This window comes from Vibrio sp. 10N.247.310.17, assembly GCF_041466605.1.
Lineage (GTDB): Bacteria > Pseudomonadota > Gammaproteobacteria > Enterobacterales > Vibrionaceae > Vibrio > Vibrio tasmaniensis_A.
The window spans coordinates 61,428-77,698 of the sequence record NZ_JBFSTC010000005.1 but is presented as its reverse complement, the minus strand read 5'-3'; the positions used below and the strand labels follow the sequence as shown (position 1 = coordinate 77,698).

Here is a 16,271-nt window from a genome sequence, read left to right as displayed (position 1 = left end):
AGTCAATATTAACTGTAGTTTTATTACACAACAAAAAAGCTATAACTGAAAAGAACTCCAACAACGCAACCTCCCCTGACTCCACGTAGTTTTCCATTAAATCAACATCTATTAGATACAAAAAAGCTCGAAGCCTGGTCTACAGAATACTTCGAGCCTTTATACATCAGTAGATACACTACTTAATTCAATTAAGCTAACTCAGCTCGCATTGAATCGATAGCTTGTTGATAATCTTCACTATCAAAAATAGCAGAGCCCGCAACGAACATATCGGCACCCGCTTCAGCAATCTCTTTTATGTAGTTAACTTTCACACCACCGTCGACTTCTAAACGAATATTTCGGCCTGATTCATTAATGCGCGATCTGATTGAACGCAGCTTAGTTTCAGAGCTCAGGTCCGCTACCCACTTCCAAACCATTCGCTGGAACAAATTTAGTTATCTGCCCGTTTTCAACCATGTAGCAATCCATGCCTGCCGATGTCGCTGCGTGCTGGCCTATAATCGTATCTTCAAACACCACACAATCGCTCGGTTCAAGCTCTAACTGGCTAGCGACTTTCAGAAAAGTATCCGGGTTAGGTTTGTGATTCTCTACGTCATCTGAAGTCACAATCGTACGTATCATTGATGGGATATCGGTCGTCTTTAAAATCGCCCTTGCATGCTTGGCTTGAGCACCAGTTCCGATGCCTATCTTTTTCAACTGATACTGTTGCTGTAAGAGTGCGTATGTCTCTGGAATAACATCCCCTTTGTGCTCAATAGCCTCAAAGTTAGCGATTTTGTCCGAAGTAATTTGTTGAGCATCAAGAGTTAGATCGTAACGCTTAAGGATCTCTTGAGTCACTTTTCGCGATGGCATCCCACCAAGTTGATCGAGCCACTCTTTGTCGTAGGGAATACCAAACTTCTGACAAGTTTGTTGCCATGCATGAGCGTGTGCCACCATAGAATTGACCAGAGTCCCATCGAGATCAAAAATAATTCCTTTATATTTATCTAACTTTGGCATCGTCAATCTCTCATATTGTTTTGAGACTCATACTACTAATCACCATACATAAAACCTATTCATGATCGTCTTAATATGATCTTATTCAACAATCCGACAATTAAACGAATTGATGCAATAAAAGCCGTTGTTTTACTATTGAAATCATATTTTGAGCACATCTCACCCATTTTTACTTAAACCAAGTAGAGTTGCATAAATTGAAGATGATATAGTCCACGAAAATCAAATACCTTGGACACGACCATGCATTCTAGCGACATCATCAAATTAGCAAATTTAGGCGTTAATATCGAAATTTCAAAAGACTCTTCATTGCATCCTTCTGATGCGTTGGAAGTGGTAAAGATTGTTGCTGAAATCGGTAGCCAAATCGTCATCAAGAAGAAATACCACACGGACTACCTGATTCAGATGGCTGAAGTGGGCCGTGATCATGTGACGATCGCTGTTTAAACACTGTAGCTATTGCGAAATTGACATCATTTCTGCTGCTTTAAATGGCTTAAAGTGCCGAGTTGATATAAAAATGCAGCATATTGGGGGCAATATGCTGCATTTTCTCTTTTCGTTAGGAGCATCGAGAACGCAAAGAGAAACCAGTTAATCATTCTAAGTAGAGTTAGTGGTCAAACAATCTCGGAACACCCGTTTGCACACAAACATCATTCAAACGTTTTTGTGCCGTGAGAATGTTCTCTTTCCAACGTTCATCTTGAGCCCACATCTCGATCACGAGTGGTACGACGCACTCAGTCTCCTTCAACGTTTCAAAAATGGCATTGAAGTCAACTTCACCATCACCAATCACTAAGTCTCGAAATTGCCCTTTGTACTCGCCAGTCACTTTATAAGTGTCTTTGAGGTGGATCTGAGTGATACGAGGCTTACTCAGTTTTAGCTCAGTCACTATGTCGTAATTCCAACCAGAGATATTGCCCACATCCGGATACGCCGTGAAATACGGTGAATTGACTTCGCGACTCAGCACTTCGAACTTACTCAAAGAGTTCAAGTAATCGGTATCCATGATTTCCACAGCGAGCATTACCCCTGATCTTTCCGCCAACAGCGCCGAAAGCTTCATTCCTTCAATGAACCTCTGGTGAGTCACTTTATCGGCTGGCTCGTAGTAAACGTCATACCCAGCCAGTTGGATGGTACGAATACCCAATTTGTAAGCCAACGAGATCGCTTTCTCCATATGGATGACAGCTTGTTCACGAATCACCGGATCTGCAGACCCAAATGGGAACTTACGATGCGCGCTTAAACACATGGACTGCAACGGTACGCCGTGCTTTTCACAAAGACGACGCAAGGCATACACTTCTTCGTCATTCCAATCTAATCGGCTGCGACGCTCGTCTGATTCGTCTACCGATATCTCAAGAAAATCAAAGCCGAGTTCTTTGGTTTGCTTAAGTTTATCTTCCCAGCTGAGTTCGTTAGGTAGGGCCTTTTCATAAAGCCCTACACGGTGGCGTAACAGGTTTTGATACATAACGCCTCCTAGTTCCAGTAACGGTCGATCTGAGCTTTTAGCGCTTCTGCTGTCTCTTTACCTTTATCGCCTGCAAGTGCGCGGCCTGCGATAAAGGTTTTCGCTTTAATGCCTTCAAATAGGTAAAGGTCTTCAGGCACGATGCCACCTGTGATAGAAAGCTCGATGCCCATTTCAGACAATGCACGCATCTTCACAAGATCTTCTTCTGTCCAACCCACACCGGCTAATTCAGCGTCACGAGAACGGTGATAGATAGCTTGAGAGATACCTAAGTCTACCCATGATTTAGCGTCGTCCATTGTCCAATTGCCGTAAATTTCGATTTGGATTTCACCGTTAAATTCATCAGCGACTTTCTTACATGCACCAATGGTTGCGATGTGTGCAGCAGCAGAAACGGTAATCCAATCAGCACCGGCTTCGAATGCCATGCGAGCCAAAATAGCGCCACCATCGGTGGTTTTCATGTCGCATACAAGGATATGGTCTGGGTGGTTTTTACGAAGCGTAGAAACCGCCGTCATGCCTTCTGCGAAAGCCAAAATAGTGCCCACTTCAATCACATCAACAAAGCTCTCTACATTGTTTGCCACTTCAATGGCAGCAGGAAGGTTTGTTTGGTCTAGGGCGATCTGAATCATTGGTTTAGTCATGTTGTTATCCTTTAATTTGTTCGCGTATTAGACGGGCTAAGCCATCATGGTTGTTATCTGTTGAACACACGCGTTGGACGTGTGACTTGACGATGTCATCAGCATTGGGCATCGCTACACCTAATCCGGCGTACTTGAGCATGGATATATCGTTATGGTTGTCACCGACGGCAATGACGTCATCGGCGTGATAACCGAGTTCTGCGATGTATTCAGCAAGGCGTAGGCCCTTACTGTTACCTTTTGCAGCAAAGTCGATTCGATTTGACCAAGAACGCTCACCGTTGAAGTTCTCTTCTATCCATGGGTGTTGCATTAAACGGTCTACTGAGTCTTGGCTACCTTCCACCACAAACTTCCAAACGTGTTCGGCTTGCTGAGCCGTTTCAATGAATGATTCCACTTGGTAAATTTGAGGGCGATGTTGCTCTGGTGCCGTTTCTGCCCAACTTTCCAATGCCAACATGTAGGCAAATGGGTTGTAGTGTGAGTACGTCATGGCATGCGTGATGTACATGACCATTTTGAGCTGAAACTCATCAGCCATATCGATGAAGGTCAGCGCTTTGTCTTTATCTATCGCGTTTTGAGTCAGTACTGTTTCAGTTTGATAGTCATAAACATAAGTGCCGTTACAGCAAATGATTGGCGTATCTAACCCCAATTCGTAGTAATAAGGTCGTGCTGCTGTGTGGTGTCGACCAGTCACTATCACGACATGACAACTTTGTTTGGCTTCTTGGATCGCCTTTTTCAGTTCTGGATGAATCGTGTGATCATCCTTTAACACGGTTCCATCGAGATCTAACGCCAGCACTTTATACATAGAGTCCTCTCACTTATTCCCTGCAGTCGGGCCTAATCAATATTGAAACTACTTAGAGCCGAAGCTCGTTAAACGGCTTACTTAAACGGCTTATTTAAACAAAAAGCCGATTTACTGTTGGCCGTAATAAGCATTTTCACCGTGCTTACGTAAGTAGTGTTTGTCGGATAGTTCTGGCTGAATTTTGATGCCGCTGTTCAAGGTGCGCGTTGCCAACGCCATTGCAGAAACTTCTTCTAATACCACCGCGTTGTGAACAGCATCGTTGGCGTCTTTGCCCCAAGAGAAAGGCGCATGTCCTGCAACAATCACGCTTGGAACTGCCATTGGATCGATTCGACGCTGCTTGAACTCTTCAATGATCACCAAGCCGGTATTTTTCTCATACTCTTCAGCAATTTCAGAGTGAGACAATCGACGTGTACATGGGATGTCACCGTAGAAATAGTCAGCATGAGTAGTACCCAAGGCTGGAATATCGATACCAGCTTGTGCCCAAATTGTGGCACTGCGTGAATGAGTGTGAACAATGCCACTCACTTCCGGGAAAGCTTTATAAAGCTCTAAATGAGTTGCGGTATCACTTGAAGGATTAAGTTTCCCTTCAACAATGTTGCCTTCTAGATCGACGACCACCATATCTTCAGCTGTCATATCGCAGTATTCGACACCTGATGGCTTAATCGCTATCACGCCATTAGTACGGTCAAACTCAGAGACATTGCCCCAAGTGAATGTCACCAAACCATACTTCGGAAGCTGCAAATTGGCTTCTAAGACGCGTTGTTTCAATTGGCTATATATAGACATAGTTGTCTCCTTACGCAGCTTCCGCTTGCAGTAACGCAGCATCAATTAAACGCGCCACTTCTTCTGGGCTTTTGCATGCGCGAAGTTTTGAGAAATCTTCATCGAACTCAATCAAGTTCGCCACTTGCATGGTACCGTCGATGTGTTCTTCTGAATCTTTACCCGCTAGCGTGATCAGTACATCAACTGGCTCATCAACACCTTCAAACGTAATGGGCGTTTCAAGCACGGTTAACGCAAACCCGGTACGAATCACACCATCTTCAGGGCGGCAATGAGGCAGAGCGAACGCATCGTGAATACAGATATAAGGGCCTTCTTCACCAATCGCTTTGGTAATCGCGTCGTAGTAACGCTCTTCAGCAACACCGGCTTTAACCAATGCATCAGTACCTAGCTTGATCGCCGCTTTCCAGTCAGTTGCTTTTGCGTTCAGTAGGATAGAGTTATTCTTGATAAGAGATTCTTTTAAGTTCATGTTATTGCTCACTTATATAATTATTTTTATTGGCTCAGCAGTGCGATACCACTGAGCCGTTTATCATTATTTGTGGAAGTTGTTCTCGATGATGGAAACAAGCTCGTCGCCGAAAGTTTTCACCATAATCATGTTCTTAACCGCTAACTGTTGCTTACCTTCCGGCAGACCCGTAATCTTCGCTGCAAGCGCAACCGAAGTAACGATGATGTCGAATGAACCAAGGTGCGATTTGTAATCAGTGATAGCGCTGTTAAAGGTCGAACTAGGAATGCCTTTCTTGTCCAAGTACTCTTTGATTTTCTTAGAGCACATCATTGAAGAACCTTGCCCTGAACCACAGCACACTAAGACACGAACCGGTTTCTGTTCAGCTGCTGGTGAGACGCGAATTTCTGACGTTGTAGGAGCTGATAGAGATTGAGCAGTTGCTGTTGATTGTTGTGGTACTGCGACTTCAACCTCAATGCCCTCAGGTGTTACTGCGGTCATTGTTTCAGCGGCAGCTTCTGCGTCTTCTTCAGCTCGTAGTTGTTTAGAAGCGAAGTACATGTAGACACCAGCTAAAGCCAAAATCCCGAAGAAGAACATGTTAGTGCTCGAAATACCTTGCATGATAGGTGGGAAGACGAGAGCCCAGTCAGCCATACCCATCCAGCCATTAAACTCTGCTCCCGATTGAGCAAAGATATGAATTGCCCAAGCAGAACCAACCACCTCGATGATGCCCATCACGAAACAGATCTTCATTACCGCTTTCCAACCACCGAAGTGGTTCGCAAACACACCAATCGTCGCGTTCGAGAAGAACATTGGGATAAAGCCAGGAATGATCATGATAGGAGAATCAAAGGCTAACATTGCAAGAACGGCTGTGAATTGACCAACAGCGCCCCACATGAAACCGAACACCATTGCATTTGGAGAGTATGCGTAGATAGCCGCACAATCGATTGCTAACACAGCGTTAGGAATAAGGCGTTGAGAAATACCATTAAATGCCTCAGACAATTCCGCTACGAACATACGGACGCCGGTGACGATAACTTGAATAGCCACTGCGAATTTCAACCCAGTTTCGAAAATATAGATAAACCAGTGTGTTTTTCCTGCCATGTCTTGAAGGTTATCAAGACCAAATGAAAGAAGAATAATGCCGAAGAAAGCAGTCATGACTAGCGTTGTCGCTGCGATACTGTCGTGGAAAATGTGTAACCATTTAGGCAGTTTGATGTGGTCAACGCTGTCATTTTTGTCGCCAAGCTTAGGAGCAACCTTTGTCGCTACCCATGACGCAAACTGTTGTTGGTGACCAATAGAGAAACCCGCCCCGCCAGTAACCTCTTGGGTAGGCTTGAACATGATGTTAGACGAGATACCCCAGTACAACGCCATCAATATTGCTGAATAGATGATGGTTTCCCACATACCTGCACCAAGCACGAAGTAGAAAACAGCAATGAGGCCAGCTTGTTGGAACATGATATGTCCCGTAAGCATGATGGTTCTGATGCCCGTGATGCGGCGGAAGGCAACAAGAAGAATATTGAGACCAAGTGCCAGTAATACGGCATATCCAACCCAAGAATAATTGTCTCCCATGGTCTCCATGGTAGACATCATGGTTGTGTACGGATCTATCACTGACCCCGTCAATCCATGAATCTCACTCATTTTCAGAATCACTGGTTTGAAACCCGCTACCAATGTTCCTGCACCTACCTGCACTATCATGAAACCAACGATGGTTTTGATAGAGCCGGAGATAATAGTTGTTGCGTCACGCTTGAGTAGAATGTAACCCAGACAAGTAACAAGACCGAGTAGCAAAGGTGCTTTGGTCATTACCTGACTGTAAAAAATATAGAAAATATCGTATAAGAATTCCATATCTTTACCCCTGATTAATTTTAATTTTAATGGTATGTAGGATGTGATGATGTCTATTTTTGCTCACGAATTAGACTTTACCAATCAAAAGTAATCATTCAATGCTCACTTGTGATTACTTTGATTTATATCAATTAACCACACCCAGAATGTGCCTAATTGAGCTTCGGATCACACCAAAAAACAACAAATCAAATAAAATCAATAACTTATAAATCATTGTGATTAAGATCTAGTTTTTATAGCAATGTAGTTTGACAATCATGATGGTGATTATTAGAATCAAAACAAATCAAAAGTAATCATAAAATTGTCACAACGACATAAAGAGTGATAAATATGAATGAAGTACAAAGACATAACGGCATCGTGTCGCTATTAGAAGATATGCAGACAATAAACGTCTCACATATTATTGATAAATTTAGTGTTTCACCTGCTACTGCAAGACGTGACATCGCTAAATTAGATGAAGTTGGCCGACTTAGAAAAGTTCGAAATGGCGCTGAGCGAGTAGAGAATCAGAAGAGAAAGTGGTCACCACTCAATATCAACAGCACTGAGTTCTATGAAGAGAAAGCAGAGATTGCGCAAGCAGCAGCAGGACTTTGCGAGGCTGGAGATACAGTTGTGATCAACTGTGGTTCTACTGCGTTCCTACTTGGACAACAGTTATGTGGGGAAGATGTACAGATCGTAACGAACTACTTCCCACTCGCAAGCTACTTGATCAACGAAGATCATGACGATGTCATCATCATTGGCGGTCAATACAACAAAGCGCAGAACATCTTTTTAAATCCCGCGCCCAATTCGCTGGGAGGCTATGCCGGAAACTGGATGTTTACCTCTGGTAAAGGCTTAACCGATGCTGGCCTCTACAAGGCCGACATGTTAACTGCTGTAGCAGAGCAGCAAATGCTTGAACAGATCGATAAACTCGTTGTTGTTGTCGACAGTTCAAAGGTTGGACAACGTACCGGAATGCTCTTTTGCAGCACCAAGCAAATAGACATCGTCATCACTGGTAAAGATGCCAACCCCGAAGTCGTCAAGCGGATTGAAGCTCAAGGGACGCAAGTCATCCTAGTTTAAATCGAAGGCTAACTAGCCCACCAATAATAATAAATTTAGCTCAGTGCCTTAATCAAAATTAAGGCGCTCGGCTCCCTACATCCAAAATTAATCAAATTATTGAAATAAAAGGTATTATCATGAGCAACGTAAACGAAATCACTCGCGAGTCTTGGATCCTAAATACATTCCCTGAGTGGGGCACATGGTTAAATGAAGAGATCGAGCAAACCGTCGTGCAACCAAATACATTTTCTATGTGGTGGCTTGGCTGTACAGGTATTTGGCTAAAATCAGAAGGTGGTGCAAACCTATCAATGGACTTCTGGTGTGGTACTGGTAAAAAAACACAAGCTGTTCAAAAAATGAAAAAACAGCACCAAATGATGCGTATGGGCGGTGTTGAAGCACTTCAGCCAAACCTACGTACTGCAATCTTCCCATTGGACCCTTTCGCTATTAAAGAGATCGATGCGGTTATGGCATCTCATGATCACGGCGACCACATTGACATCAACGTTGCTGCAGCCGTTCTACAAAACTGTGGCGAGCACGTTAAATTCATTGGTCCTAAAGCGTGTGTTGATTTATGGATGAAATGGGGTGTGCCAGAAGATCGTTGTGTTATCGCGAAAGTTGGCGACGAGATTAAGATCAAAGACGTCAATATTAAGGTTCTTGATGCATTCGACCGTACTGCTCTAGTGACACTTCCTGAAGGCACTTCTTCTTTAGACACTGATATCTTAGGTGGCATGGACGATCGTGCAGTGAACTACCTAGTAGAAACGACAGGCGGTTCAGTTTACCACTCTGGTGATTCTCACTACTCAAACTACTACGCTAAGCACGGTAATGACCACAAGATCGACGTTGCACTGCTTTCTTACGGTGAAAATCCACGTGGCGTAACTGACAAAATGACGTCTTCAGACATTTTACGTGCCGCTGAATCTTTGGATTGTGAAGTCGTTGTTCCTTTCCACCACGATATCTGGGCTAACTTCCAAAATGACCCACGTGAAATTGAAATGCTGTGGAACATGAAGAAAGAACGTCTGCAATACGGCTTCGCACCTTTCTTCTGGCAAGTCGGTGGCCGATACACTTACCCTACAGATAAAGGTCGCATGCACTACCAACACTTCCGTGGTTTTGCAGATATCTTTAAAAATGACCCAGAACTGCCATACCGCGCATTCTTGTAATCATTAGTACCAACATTAATTAGGGAGCGATTCGCTCCCTTTTTTAATCATCGAATAAGGATATTGAAATGGTATTACGCGAATTTAAGGAGCATTTCAAACGTGGCGATTTAGAATCAGCAATTGCCGTAAACTCTCCAAACAATGATGGCTATTACTTGATGGTTCTAAGCAGCAAATGGGGAATAAATAGTTTCTTAGAGTCCGACCGAAAGCTGAAACCAAGGGTATTCAAGACCCAACAAGCTCTACTAAATGCGGCAAAATCAATTGGCTTCAGTCATCAATCAGTCGATATGCAAAATTTCTAGAGCCTTCTGCCTCCTGCTCTATCAAATGATCCCCTTCGTCTATCTAAATAATTCTAATAAAGCAAGAACAGCCCTTCATAACCGCCAATATGAATTTCAGTCACATACTCTCCGATGTTGCCGTTTTCATCGACAGGCTTCATCGGCACGTCCAATACAATCATCAGCTTCTCTGCCTCATATAAGCTCGAATTCTTACCGTGGAAATCCGTGCGATACAACACACGACCATTGCTGAACTCTCTCGCTAACACCATATCTTCAGGGCCACCAGAGACCACCTGATTTTTAGATTGATACATAAAGTACGTGAACGTAGGTAGAACGTGAGTCATACCATTAGGCAGATCAGCATGCACCACTTCACTCATCGATGAATCACCAACGATGGTGTAGTCTGCGGGTTGAGGTGTCGTTGTCGACAGCATCAAAGGAATTGGCTCAAATCCCTGTAGGACCTGATGACTCGGCTCTCCCAAATCAACGGCTAATAACGAACTTGGTTGATAAGCGATATTTTTAGGGACACCACTTTGCCAGAAAGTGTCTGCAGTCGTGTTATCACTCCCATAGACGTAACTATTGTTCCACTGATTAAAATAGCTGTGTTGAGCATGTCGATTGAGGTGGTAAATCGCTAGGGTCGAGTATTGGTCTTTCTTCCAATTCTCTTCACTATTTCCAAGATACTGGACTCGCCCGTAACGCGTTGTCGCCTGAAAAATAACTCTTTGTCCATTGTAGGCGAGCGCAGAATTATCCCAGAATTTAGAGATCCCCGAGTAACCACTAAATCCAGTAGACGGAAAAATGTAATGCTCTCTCAGATACAAAGACCCGGCTTCGCTAAGATGAGACTGCCCATTTCGACCCAGCAAGTTCGCCGTACCAATGTTCAACCCAATAGACGCATCACTTTCTAAAGCAGATAGATTTTTGAGAAACGCTGAAAATTGTTGCGTGTAGAGAGCATCCGCTTGATTTGAACCCGCAACAGATCCTAACTCTTGAACATGTCCGCCAGAATGGACATAGAACTGGTTCGAGCCAATGAGTTTATTTGTGTCGTCGTTGTATGCACCATTCAAACCTTGGATTACCCAGCTTTGCTTGTAGTAGCGATGAATGGCCGATAAATAATCCGCGTTTGCGACGTTCGTTAACGACCAAGATGAATTCGTGCTCCACATTCGACCAAATGGCACCACTCTTGATTCCCAACGAAAACGCGCTGTCGCATTCTTATTGGTTCGATTTCGATACTCGCTTGGCGACAAGTAGTTATCGCCATTCAGGTCTGCAGACACGTCAAAGCCACGAATTTTTCGCCATTGGCTGATAGCATTGCCATCCGGAGTTGTGGTCGGAGCGTCGGTTAACTTAACGGTTGGAAAGCTGTTTTTGAGTTTTACTTCTTTTAACCGCGGCCTGTCGTCTGCATTCTCACTTTGCCAACGAACTCTCACAACGTATAAACGGCCACCCTCTCTCAAAAAGGTTGAACCAAAATACTGGCCGCCACCATAACTCACCCCACTGCCATCATGATTTGTGGCTCTTACCCAGTTACCCGGAAGGTTCCAAATCACCGATTGGTTTCTGGTCATATTGAGCGTTTTGTCTTTCTTTACATCGAGCCTTTCCCACTGTGAAACCCTTCCGTGAGAGTCAATAGCTGTTGGGTATTCAATCCAGAATTCGCCGCTGACAGCAAACTGTGAGAACTTAAAGGTCAGACGTTCGAACTGTTCAGCATGATAGACATACAAAGCCCCGCCCAGTTCGAAATTCTCAAACACATCAGCATCCCACGGAGGCTCTTGATACAGCCAAAAGCCAGCATGGTCTTCACTGGCTGTATAGCCCAAGATCATAGGCTTTCCACTTAAGAGAGTATTTTCACCGTGGGTGTTATCGACTTCTGCGAGCACTGTATCTTCAGAAAAATGGAGAAAGAAGTCTTCAAAATTAACGCCATGCAACTCTGCGTTATTACGAAGGTCGTTCTCCAACCAACCAGAATTGAGCTCCAATTTTTGGTTATACATATACCCAATTGTCGTAGCTCGCTTATTGTCGGTTTTATCTGCATAAGAGCCAAATACGAGGTCACTGTTCGCAATTTCCCAATCAATGACGGCATTCGCAGACAATGGGGAGCCCGAAAGATCAACACCAGCTTCATGTTGCCCTGGCAGCACAACCGCTGTACCAACAGCAAAAGTGTAGCCAGCGATTAAACATGACGGTATAAGTGCGAGCAGCCCAGAAATGTAAGTTTTCATGATTCAAACGTCCTAATCGATACCATTACCACTCAAAATACTTCGTTTAAAATCAACATATTAAACATCAACTTTGGGGACAATGTACGAAAAAAGTATCGTCTAGAAAAGTTCATAGTTCAAGCGTTAAGCCACCCGGTTCGACGAGCATTTAAGTGTGCCATCGAATGCCCGAATGAAGACAATCTGAAACTACCGCCAGCTTAAGGGGGAAATGACGGCTTCAATACAAATACGACCTAATTTTGAGGTTAAATACTCGCGTTAGTAGATAGAGGAACATAACGAGATGATTGGATTAACGCATCTAATCTCAGTTTCAAGGCTCCTCTATTGAAACTCAACTTAGATAAGCTAGTCTCGGTGATCTAAACACGAACGATGACAACAGAGAGTGGTAAATAAAGCAATGTACGTTGACTATCATAAACGGCTAATTCCCGTTGTCCGCTATTTAGAGAAACACTTTAACGAGCAACTCAACCTAATCGAAGTCGCGGCGTTAGCCAACTTTTCACCTTACCATTTTCATCGCACTTTTAAGGCCATTCAAGGCGAGACGCTTGCTGATTTCATCAGGCGACTGAGGCTTGAATCCGCAGCTGATGATCTTTTCAAATCCAAGCAACCAGTCCTGAATATCGCACTGGAATATGGTTTCTCGTCCTCGCAAAGCTTGGCCAAAGCATTCAAACAACACTTTGGAGTAACTCCTACGGCATTTCGTGATTGTGAAGATTACCAAGCGTTTTCTGAGTTGACGCGAAATAGCAAGATTGGACACACGTTGCGCAAGAATGGAAACGCGGCAACCGCAAGCAATTCATATACTGACTCCGAACCAACAACATGGAGTAGGACAATGAAAACGCAACAATTCGAACCGTCAAAACTAGCGTATGTACGAGTGACAGGCCCCTATGGACAGGGTTATGAAGAACCAAGCGGTCGTCTTTATCAATGGGCAGAAATGAAAGGATTAACAGGTAACAGCTGCATCTTTATCTATCATGACAATCCAGAAATCACGCCGAACGATAAATGCCGTACTGACATCTGCTTGATGGTTTCAGACGACACTGAAGTACCAAATGGGATCGAATTGAAAGATTTTCCCGGCGGACAATATGCAGTGATGCGACAAACCATCACCGAGCCAAGCCAATACGCTAAAGCGTGGGACGACCTGATGAGTAAAGTGATAGAGTCCGGTATCGAAACCGAAGATCGCCCTTGCTTTGAGCTTTACCACAGCTACGATCAACAAACTCAGCATTCAGACGTTAGCTTCTGCACCGCAATTAAATAACAAAACAAAATTCAGTAACAAAGCCTACCTCGCGTAGGCTTTCGTTCTTTAGTTAACGAACCAATAAGGACTCTTACGAAAGCTTCTTAAAGTCTATGGTTCCACTTCCCTTGATGGTCGCGGTCGCAATTTTCTTGTGTATCGAAACTGACGTGCTTATCGATATTCTTCAATGTAATCCCAACCTGACTAAACGCCTTTTGGATAGCAACAGAGACACTCTGCTGACCTTCGCCATTTAGAAAATTCGTTCTATCCTGATTGGTATCGAATACGCAGACGATTTTCAAACTTTGGGGGAATGAAGAGAAATTAACCGTATGAGTCACCCACAGAAAACCATCGAAGCCTTTTAACGTGTCTTCACACACGTCCGTTAACACGTCTCTGATTTGATTTTCGATCTTCTTATCTGATTTACGCATGAAGTAAGCATCCTATTTAACACCTTAAAAAATAAGGTTTTTCGGTCAATATTGTCTTAACCGACATTGGACACTGTGGCTGTTTCAAATGCAAAGTATTTATTGGGAAGAGTCTACTGGAAGATATAGAGGAAACGCCTCATGCTTGATCACTGACGAGGCAATCAAACATGAGTCGAATATGGAATTTAGGAAGATCTTAGCTCGCCGCTTGTTCCCATTCAGTCAGTAACTTAATGATCACGCGAGAGTCTTGGTGACTCGCCATTGGCGCAGCAAGCTGTGTCTTACCTTGCTCAACCGCTTGGCGGATATTGCGTACTTGATAATGGAAGCCATCGCCTTGCGCTTCGACTTTCACTTCACGTGTCGACGTCTCATAGATCTCTACCGTAAACGTATTTTCTGCCGTCGGTAACCATGGGTTAGTATCAAGAGTAATACAGCCTTTGCTGCCTAGAATCGTGAAGCCATGCTTTAAGCCGTGGTCTTCTGCGGTATGGATTTGCGCGGTAAAATGGTCGTTGAAGCGCATCATCGCCGATGATTCACAGATGTTGCCATCTTGGCCACGTCGGCCGATTGCTGAGATCTGCAGATCATCAAACACACTTTCACCAAACTGGTGTTGTGCGACAGAGTGAATCAGCGACATTGGGTAGCAACCTAAGTTGTATAGCGCGCCCTTGCTCGCAGGGTTCACAAACTGATCAATCGCAGCAATGTATGAACCTTGAATAGAGCGTACTTCACCAATCTCACCAGTTGCCAGTTCTTGATGAAGCTTGGCAATCAATGGATGGTGTAAGTACATCAAACCTTCTGCGAAGAACACGCTAGATGCTTTCACCGCTTGCAGAGCTTGCTCGGTTTTTTCCATATCAACCGATAACGATTTTTCACACAGGATCGCTTTGCCTTTTTGAGCCGCTTTAATCACGTATTCGTGGTGAACGTGATTTGGTAGAGCGATGTAGATAATGTCGACTGACTCATCTTCAATCAGGGCTTCATAGCTGTTGAAGGTTAGTGTTGGTTGATATTGGGCTGCAAACTCGTTAAGTGTTTTTTCAGTACGACCAGCGACGGCATACAGCTCGCTTTGAGCATCGCCTTTAATCGCATCCGCCATTACACCTGAGATAAAGCTGGTTCCTAGGATTCCCCATTTCATGGCTTAGATCTCCTGCTCTTGTGTTTTGATAGGTCCACGTTGCGTTTCAAATGCTTGTACTAATTCCGTTATATCACGCTCAATAAACGCTTGAGTATGAGGCGTCACAAAATGCTGATTGATCGCCTCACGGTTTGCGTATTGCTCAAGCAAGATAACTCGGTCGCTTTGGTTTTGATCATAGGTTGCTATCGCCTGTAAGCAGCCCGGCTCACTCTGCATATCTAGGCAAAACTGTTCGATGGCTTCAATCGCAGCGTCACGATCAATGTTGGTTTTAATCTTAAGTTCTGCAGTAACAAAGATGGTTTCATTCGTCTGAGGCATTTCACGCTCTTATTTTAGTTAATTATCGGTTTACCATTAATATAATTAACCCCTAATAATTGATAAACTCACCTTTTGTTTATTGTTTATCAACCAAGAGTGTTCAATGGATAAGTTAACCAGCATGAAGGTCTTCGTTTACGTGGTCGAGCAAGGCAGTTTTCGCAGTGCCGCCAACCACTTCAACCTGTCGGCAACCATGATCAGTAAACATGTCCACCATCTCGAAACGAGCCTCAACTCTCAACTGATTCATCGCACCACGCGTAAGCAGTCTTTAACCGATTCAGGTCAACTTTATTATCGAGAATGTAAACGAATTCTCGAAGACATCAGCAATGCTGAAAACCTGATTCAAACCTTGGAAAATCAGCCACAGGGGACGGTAAAGATAAACTGCCCCGTCACCTATGGGAACAAGGTGCTTGCCCCGATTGTGGCTAAGTTCCTCGCGCATCACCCAACGATTAATGTCGAACTCGTGCTGAACAACGACCTTGTCGATCCTTATTCATCCGATATTGATTTGATTGTGCGAATCGGTGACCTGTCTGACTCCAGTTTAGTCGCCAGATACTTAGGGGATTATGAGATGTGTTACTGCGCGGCTCCTGAGTACCTTAACCAACATGCTGAGATTCGTGTGTTGGAAGACCTTGCACAACACCCATCGCTTGGATTCAGCTATAGCAGCCAAGCCCCTCACGCCACACCGAATAAAGAGCGTGTGCGCTTGATGTCGAATAATGGTGATGTGTTGCGATATGCCGCTCTACAAGGCGTAGGCGTGTTGTTACAGCCGACTATCTTAGTTGCCGAAGAAATTGAGCGTGGGATGCTATTGGAGATCTTGCCCGGCATGGCGCCGTTACCAAAGCCGATTCACTTGCTCTACAAAACTAAGCAACTTTCTTTAAAGAACCGAACTTTTGTCGAATTTTTATTAGCCGCTCTTTCTGAGTAACTAACCGCTT

General features: G+C 44.0%; 17 protein-coding genes and 1 pseudogene. 6 read left to right on the top strand and 12 right to left on the bottom strand.

The window, feature by feature from the left end; all coding sequences use genetic code 11:
• Positions 1 to 191 precede the first annotated feature (191 nt).
• Positions 192 to 386 (bottom strand): annotated as a pseudogene (locus AB6D80_RS03140) (ribulose phosphate epimerase); the annotation flags it as partial.
• A 4-nt stretch (positions 387 to 390) separates the two neighbouring features.
• Positions 391 to 1,020, bottom strand: a complete 630-nt coding sequence (locus AB6D80_RS03135) for an HAD family hydrolase (protein ID WP_371701174.1) — start codon at positions 1,018 to 1,020, stop codon at positions 391 to 393.
• 246 nt (positions 1,021 to 1,266) lie between these two features.
• Between AB6D80_RS03135 and AB6D80_RS03130 the strand changes: the two genes are divergently transcribed.
• On the top strand, positions 1,267 to 1,476 hold the full coding sequence (locus tag AB6D80_RS03130) for a hypothetical protein (protein WP_009845895.1): 210 nt from the start codon (positions 1,267 to 1,269) through the stop codon (positions 1,474 to 1,476).
• 166 nt (positions 1,477 to 1,642) lie between these two features.
• On the opposite strand, the gene AB6D80_RS03125 is transcribed toward AB6D80_RS03130, so the two are convergent.
• From AB6D80_RS03125 to AB6D80_RS03100, 6 genes are all read right to left on the bottom strand, one after another.
• On the bottom strand, positions 1,643 to 2,524 hold the full coding sequence (locus tag AB6D80_RS03125; protein WP_371701176.1) for an L-ribulose-5-phosphate 3-epimerase: 882 nt from the start codon (positions 2,522 to 2,524) through the stop codon (positions 1,643 to 1,645).
• A gap of 8 nt (positions 2,525 to 2,532) precedes the next feature.
• Complete coding sequence (locus tag AB6D80_RS03120; RefSeq protein WP_054541612.1) at positions 2,533 to 3,180, bottom strand: 3-keto-L-gulonate-6-phosphate decarboxylase UlaD; 648 nt, start codon at positions 3,178 to 3,180, stop codon at positions 2,533 to 2,535.
• A 4-nt stretch (positions 3,181 to 3,184) separates the two neighbouring features.
• On the bottom strand, positions 3,185 to 4,006 hold the full coding sequence (locus tag AB6D80_RS03115) for a pyridoxal phosphatase (RefSeq protein ID WP_372187751.1): 822 nt from the start codon (positions 4,004 to 4,006) through the stop codon (positions 3,185 to 3,187).
• A gap of 111 nt (positions 4,007 to 4,117) precedes the next feature.
• A complete protein-coding gene (locus tag AB6D80_RS03110) occupies positions 4,118 to 4,810 on the bottom strand; it encodes an L-ribulose-5-phosphate 4-epimerase (protein ID WP_029222802.1) in 693 nt (230 codons plus the stop codon).
• Between the two features lie 16 nt (positions 4,811 to 4,826).
• Entirely contained in the window at positions 4,827 to 5,294 is a 468-nt protein-coding gene (locus tag AB6D80_RS03105; protein ID WP_009845900.1) for a PTS sugar transporter subunit IIA, read from the bottom strand.
• A gap of 66 nt (positions 5,295 to 5,360) precedes the next feature.
• Positions 5,361 to 7,184 (bottom strand): PTS ascorbate-specific subunit IIBC, encoded by a 1,824-nt coding sequence (locus tag AB6D80_RS03100; protein ID WP_371701180.1) that lies wholly within the window; start codon positions 7,182 to 7,184, stop codon positions 5,361 to 5,363.
• A gap of 339 nt (positions 7,185 to 7,523) precedes the next feature.
• On the opposite strand from AB6D80_RS03100, the gene ulaR reads away from it, so the two are divergent.
• From ulaR to AB6D80_RS03085, 3 genes are all read left to right on the top strand, one after another.
• Entirely contained in the window at positions 7,524 to 8,279 is a 756-nt protein-coding gene (gene ulaR / locus AB6D80_RS03095) for an HTH-type transcriptional regulator UlaR (protein WP_017096290.1), read from the top strand.
• A gap of 119 nt (positions 8,280 to 8,398) precedes the next feature.
• Complete coding sequence (gene ulaG / locus AB6D80_RS03090) at positions 8,399 to 9,466, top strand: L-ascorbate 6-phosphate lactonase (RefSeq protein ID WP_269335177.1); 1,068 nt, start codon at positions 8,399 to 8,401, stop codon at positions 9,464 to 9,466.
• A gap of 68 nt (positions 9,467 to 9,534) precedes the next feature.
• Positions 9,535 to 9,777: a hypothetical protein gene (locus AB6D80_RS03085; RefSeq protein ID WP_009845904.1), complete on the top strand. Its 243-nt coding sequence runs from the start codon at positions 9,535 to 9,537 to the stop codon at positions 9,775 to 9,777.
• 53 nt (positions 9,778 to 9,830) lie between these two features.
• On the opposite strand, the gene AB6D80_RS03080 is transcribed toward AB6D80_RS03085, so the two are convergent.
• Complete coding sequence (locus AB6D80_RS03080) at positions 9,831 to 12,062, bottom strand: hypothetical protein (RefSeq protein WP_372187750.1); 2,232 nt, start codon at positions 12,060 to 12,062, stop codon at positions 9,831 to 9,833.
• A 409-nt stretch (positions 12,063 to 12,471) separates the two neighbouring features.
• Between AB6D80_RS03080 and AB6D80_RS03075 the strand changes: the two genes are divergently transcribed.
• Positions 12,472 to 13,371 (top strand): GyrI-like domain-containing protein, encoded by a 900-nt coding sequence (locus tag AB6D80_RS03075; protein WP_372187748.1) that lies wholly within the window; start codon positions 12,472 to 12,474, stop codon positions 13,369 to 13,371.
• Positions 13,372 to 13,457: 86 nt separating this feature from the next.
• Here AB6D80_RS03075 and AB6D80_RS03070 read toward each other — a convergent pair whose 3' ends face one another.
• The 3 genes from AB6D80_RS03070 to AB6D80_RS03060 all read right to left on the bottom strand — a co-directional run bounded on the left by AB6D80_RS03070 (position 13,458) and on the right by AB6D80_RS03060 (position 15,297).
• The gene (locus AB6D80_RS03070) at positions 13,458 to 13,796 is read right to left on the bottom strand and encodes a Fis family transcriptional regulator (RefSeq protein WP_372187747.1); all 339 of its coding nucleotides are present in this window, start codon (positions 13,794 to 13,796) and stop codon (positions 13,458 to 13,460) included.
• Between the two features lie 199 nt (positions 13,797 to 13,995).
• The gene (locus AB6D80_RS03065; protein WP_372187745.1) at positions 13,996 to 14,970 is read right to left on the bottom strand and encodes a Gfo/Idh/MocA family protein; all 975 of its coding nucleotides are present in this window, start codon (positions 14,968 to 14,970) and stop codon (positions 13,996 to 13,998) included.
• Positions 14,971 to 14,973: 3 nt separating this feature from the next.
• Positions 14,974 to 15,297, bottom strand: coding sequence for a putative quinol monooxygenase (locus AB6D80_RS03060; protein ID WP_372187743.1), 324 nt, complete (start codon positions 15,295 to 15,297; stop codon positions 14,974 to 14,976).
• 106 nt (positions 15,298 to 15,403) lie between these two features.
• On the opposite strand from AB6D80_RS03060, the gene AB6D80_RS03055 reads away from it, so the two are divergent.
• Positions 15,404 to 16,261, top strand: a complete 858-nt coding sequence (locus AB6D80_RS03055) for a LysR substrate-binding domain-containing protein (protein WP_372187742.1) — start codon at positions 15,404 to 15,406, stop codon at positions 16,259 to 16,261.
• Positions 16,262 to 16,271 lie beyond the last annotated feature (10 nt).

Excerpts from the sequence above, each read along its gene's own strand:
- AB6D80_RS03135 (WP_371701174.1), bottom strand. The coding sequence starts at position 1,020 with ATGCCAAAGTTAGATAAATATAAAGGAATTATTTTTGATCTCGATGGG.
- AB6D80_RS03130 (WP_009845895.1), top strand. The coding sequence starts at position 1,267 with ATGCATTCTAGCGACATCATCAAATTAGCAAATTTAGGCGTTAATATC.
- AB6D80_RS03125 (WP_371701176.1), bottom strand. The coding sequence starts at position 2,524 with ATGTATCAAAACCTGTTACGCCACCGTGTAGGGCTTTATGAAAAGGCC.
- AB6D80_RS03120 (WP_054541612.1), bottom strand. The coding sequence starts at position 3,180 with ATGACTAAACCAATGATTCAGATCGCCCTAGACCAAACAAACCTTCCT.
- AB6D80_RS03115 (WP_372187751.1), bottom strand. The coding sequence starts at position 4,006 with ATGTATAAAGTGCTGGCGTTAGATCTCGATGGAACCGTGTTAAAGGAT.
- AB6D80_RS03105 (WP_009845900.1), bottom strand. The coding sequence starts at position 5,294 with ATGAACTTAAAAGAATCTCTTATCAAGAATAACTCTATCCTACTGAAC.
- AB6D80_RS03100 (WP_371701180.1), bottom strand. The coding sequence starts at position 7,184 with ATGGAATTCTTATACGATATTTTCTATATTTTTTACAGTCAGGTAATG.
- ulaR (WP_017096290.1), top strand. The coding sequence starts at position 7,524 with ATGAATGAAGTACAAAGACATAACGGCATCGTGTCGCTATTAGAAGAT.
- ulaG (WP_269335177.1), top strand. The coding sequence starts at position 8,399 with ATGAGCAACGTAAACGAAATCACTCGCGAGTCTTGGATCCTAAATACA.
- AB6D80_RS03085 (WP_009845904.1), top strand. The coding sequence starts at position 9,535 with ATGGTATTACGCGAATTTAAGGAGCATTTCAAACGTGGCGATTTAGAA.
- AB6D80_RS03080 (WP_372187750.1), bottom strand. The coding sequence starts at position 12,062 with ATGAAAACTTACATTTCTGGGCTGCTCGCACTTATACCGTCATGTTTA.
- AB6D80_RS03075 (WP_372187748.1), top strand. The coding sequence starts at position 12,472 with ATGTACGTTGACTATCATAAACGGCTAATTCCCGTTGTCCGCTATTTA.
- AB6D80_RS03070 (WP_372187747.1), bottom strand. The coding sequence starts at position 13,796 with ATGCGTAAATCAGATAAGAAGATCGAAAATCAAATCAGAGACGTGTTA.
- AB6D80_RS03065 (WP_372187745.1), bottom strand. The coding sequence starts at position 14,970 with ATGAAATGGGGAATCCTAGGAACCAGCTTTATCTCAGGTGTAATGGCG.
- AB6D80_RS03060 (WP_372187743.1), bottom strand. The coding sequence starts at position 15,297 with ATGCCTCAGACGAATGAAACCATCTTTGTTACTGCAGAACTTAAGATT.
- AB6D80_RS03055 (WP_372187742.1), top strand. The coding sequence starts at position 15,404 with ATGGATAAGTTAACCAGCATGAAGGTCTTCGTTTACGTGGTCGAGCAA.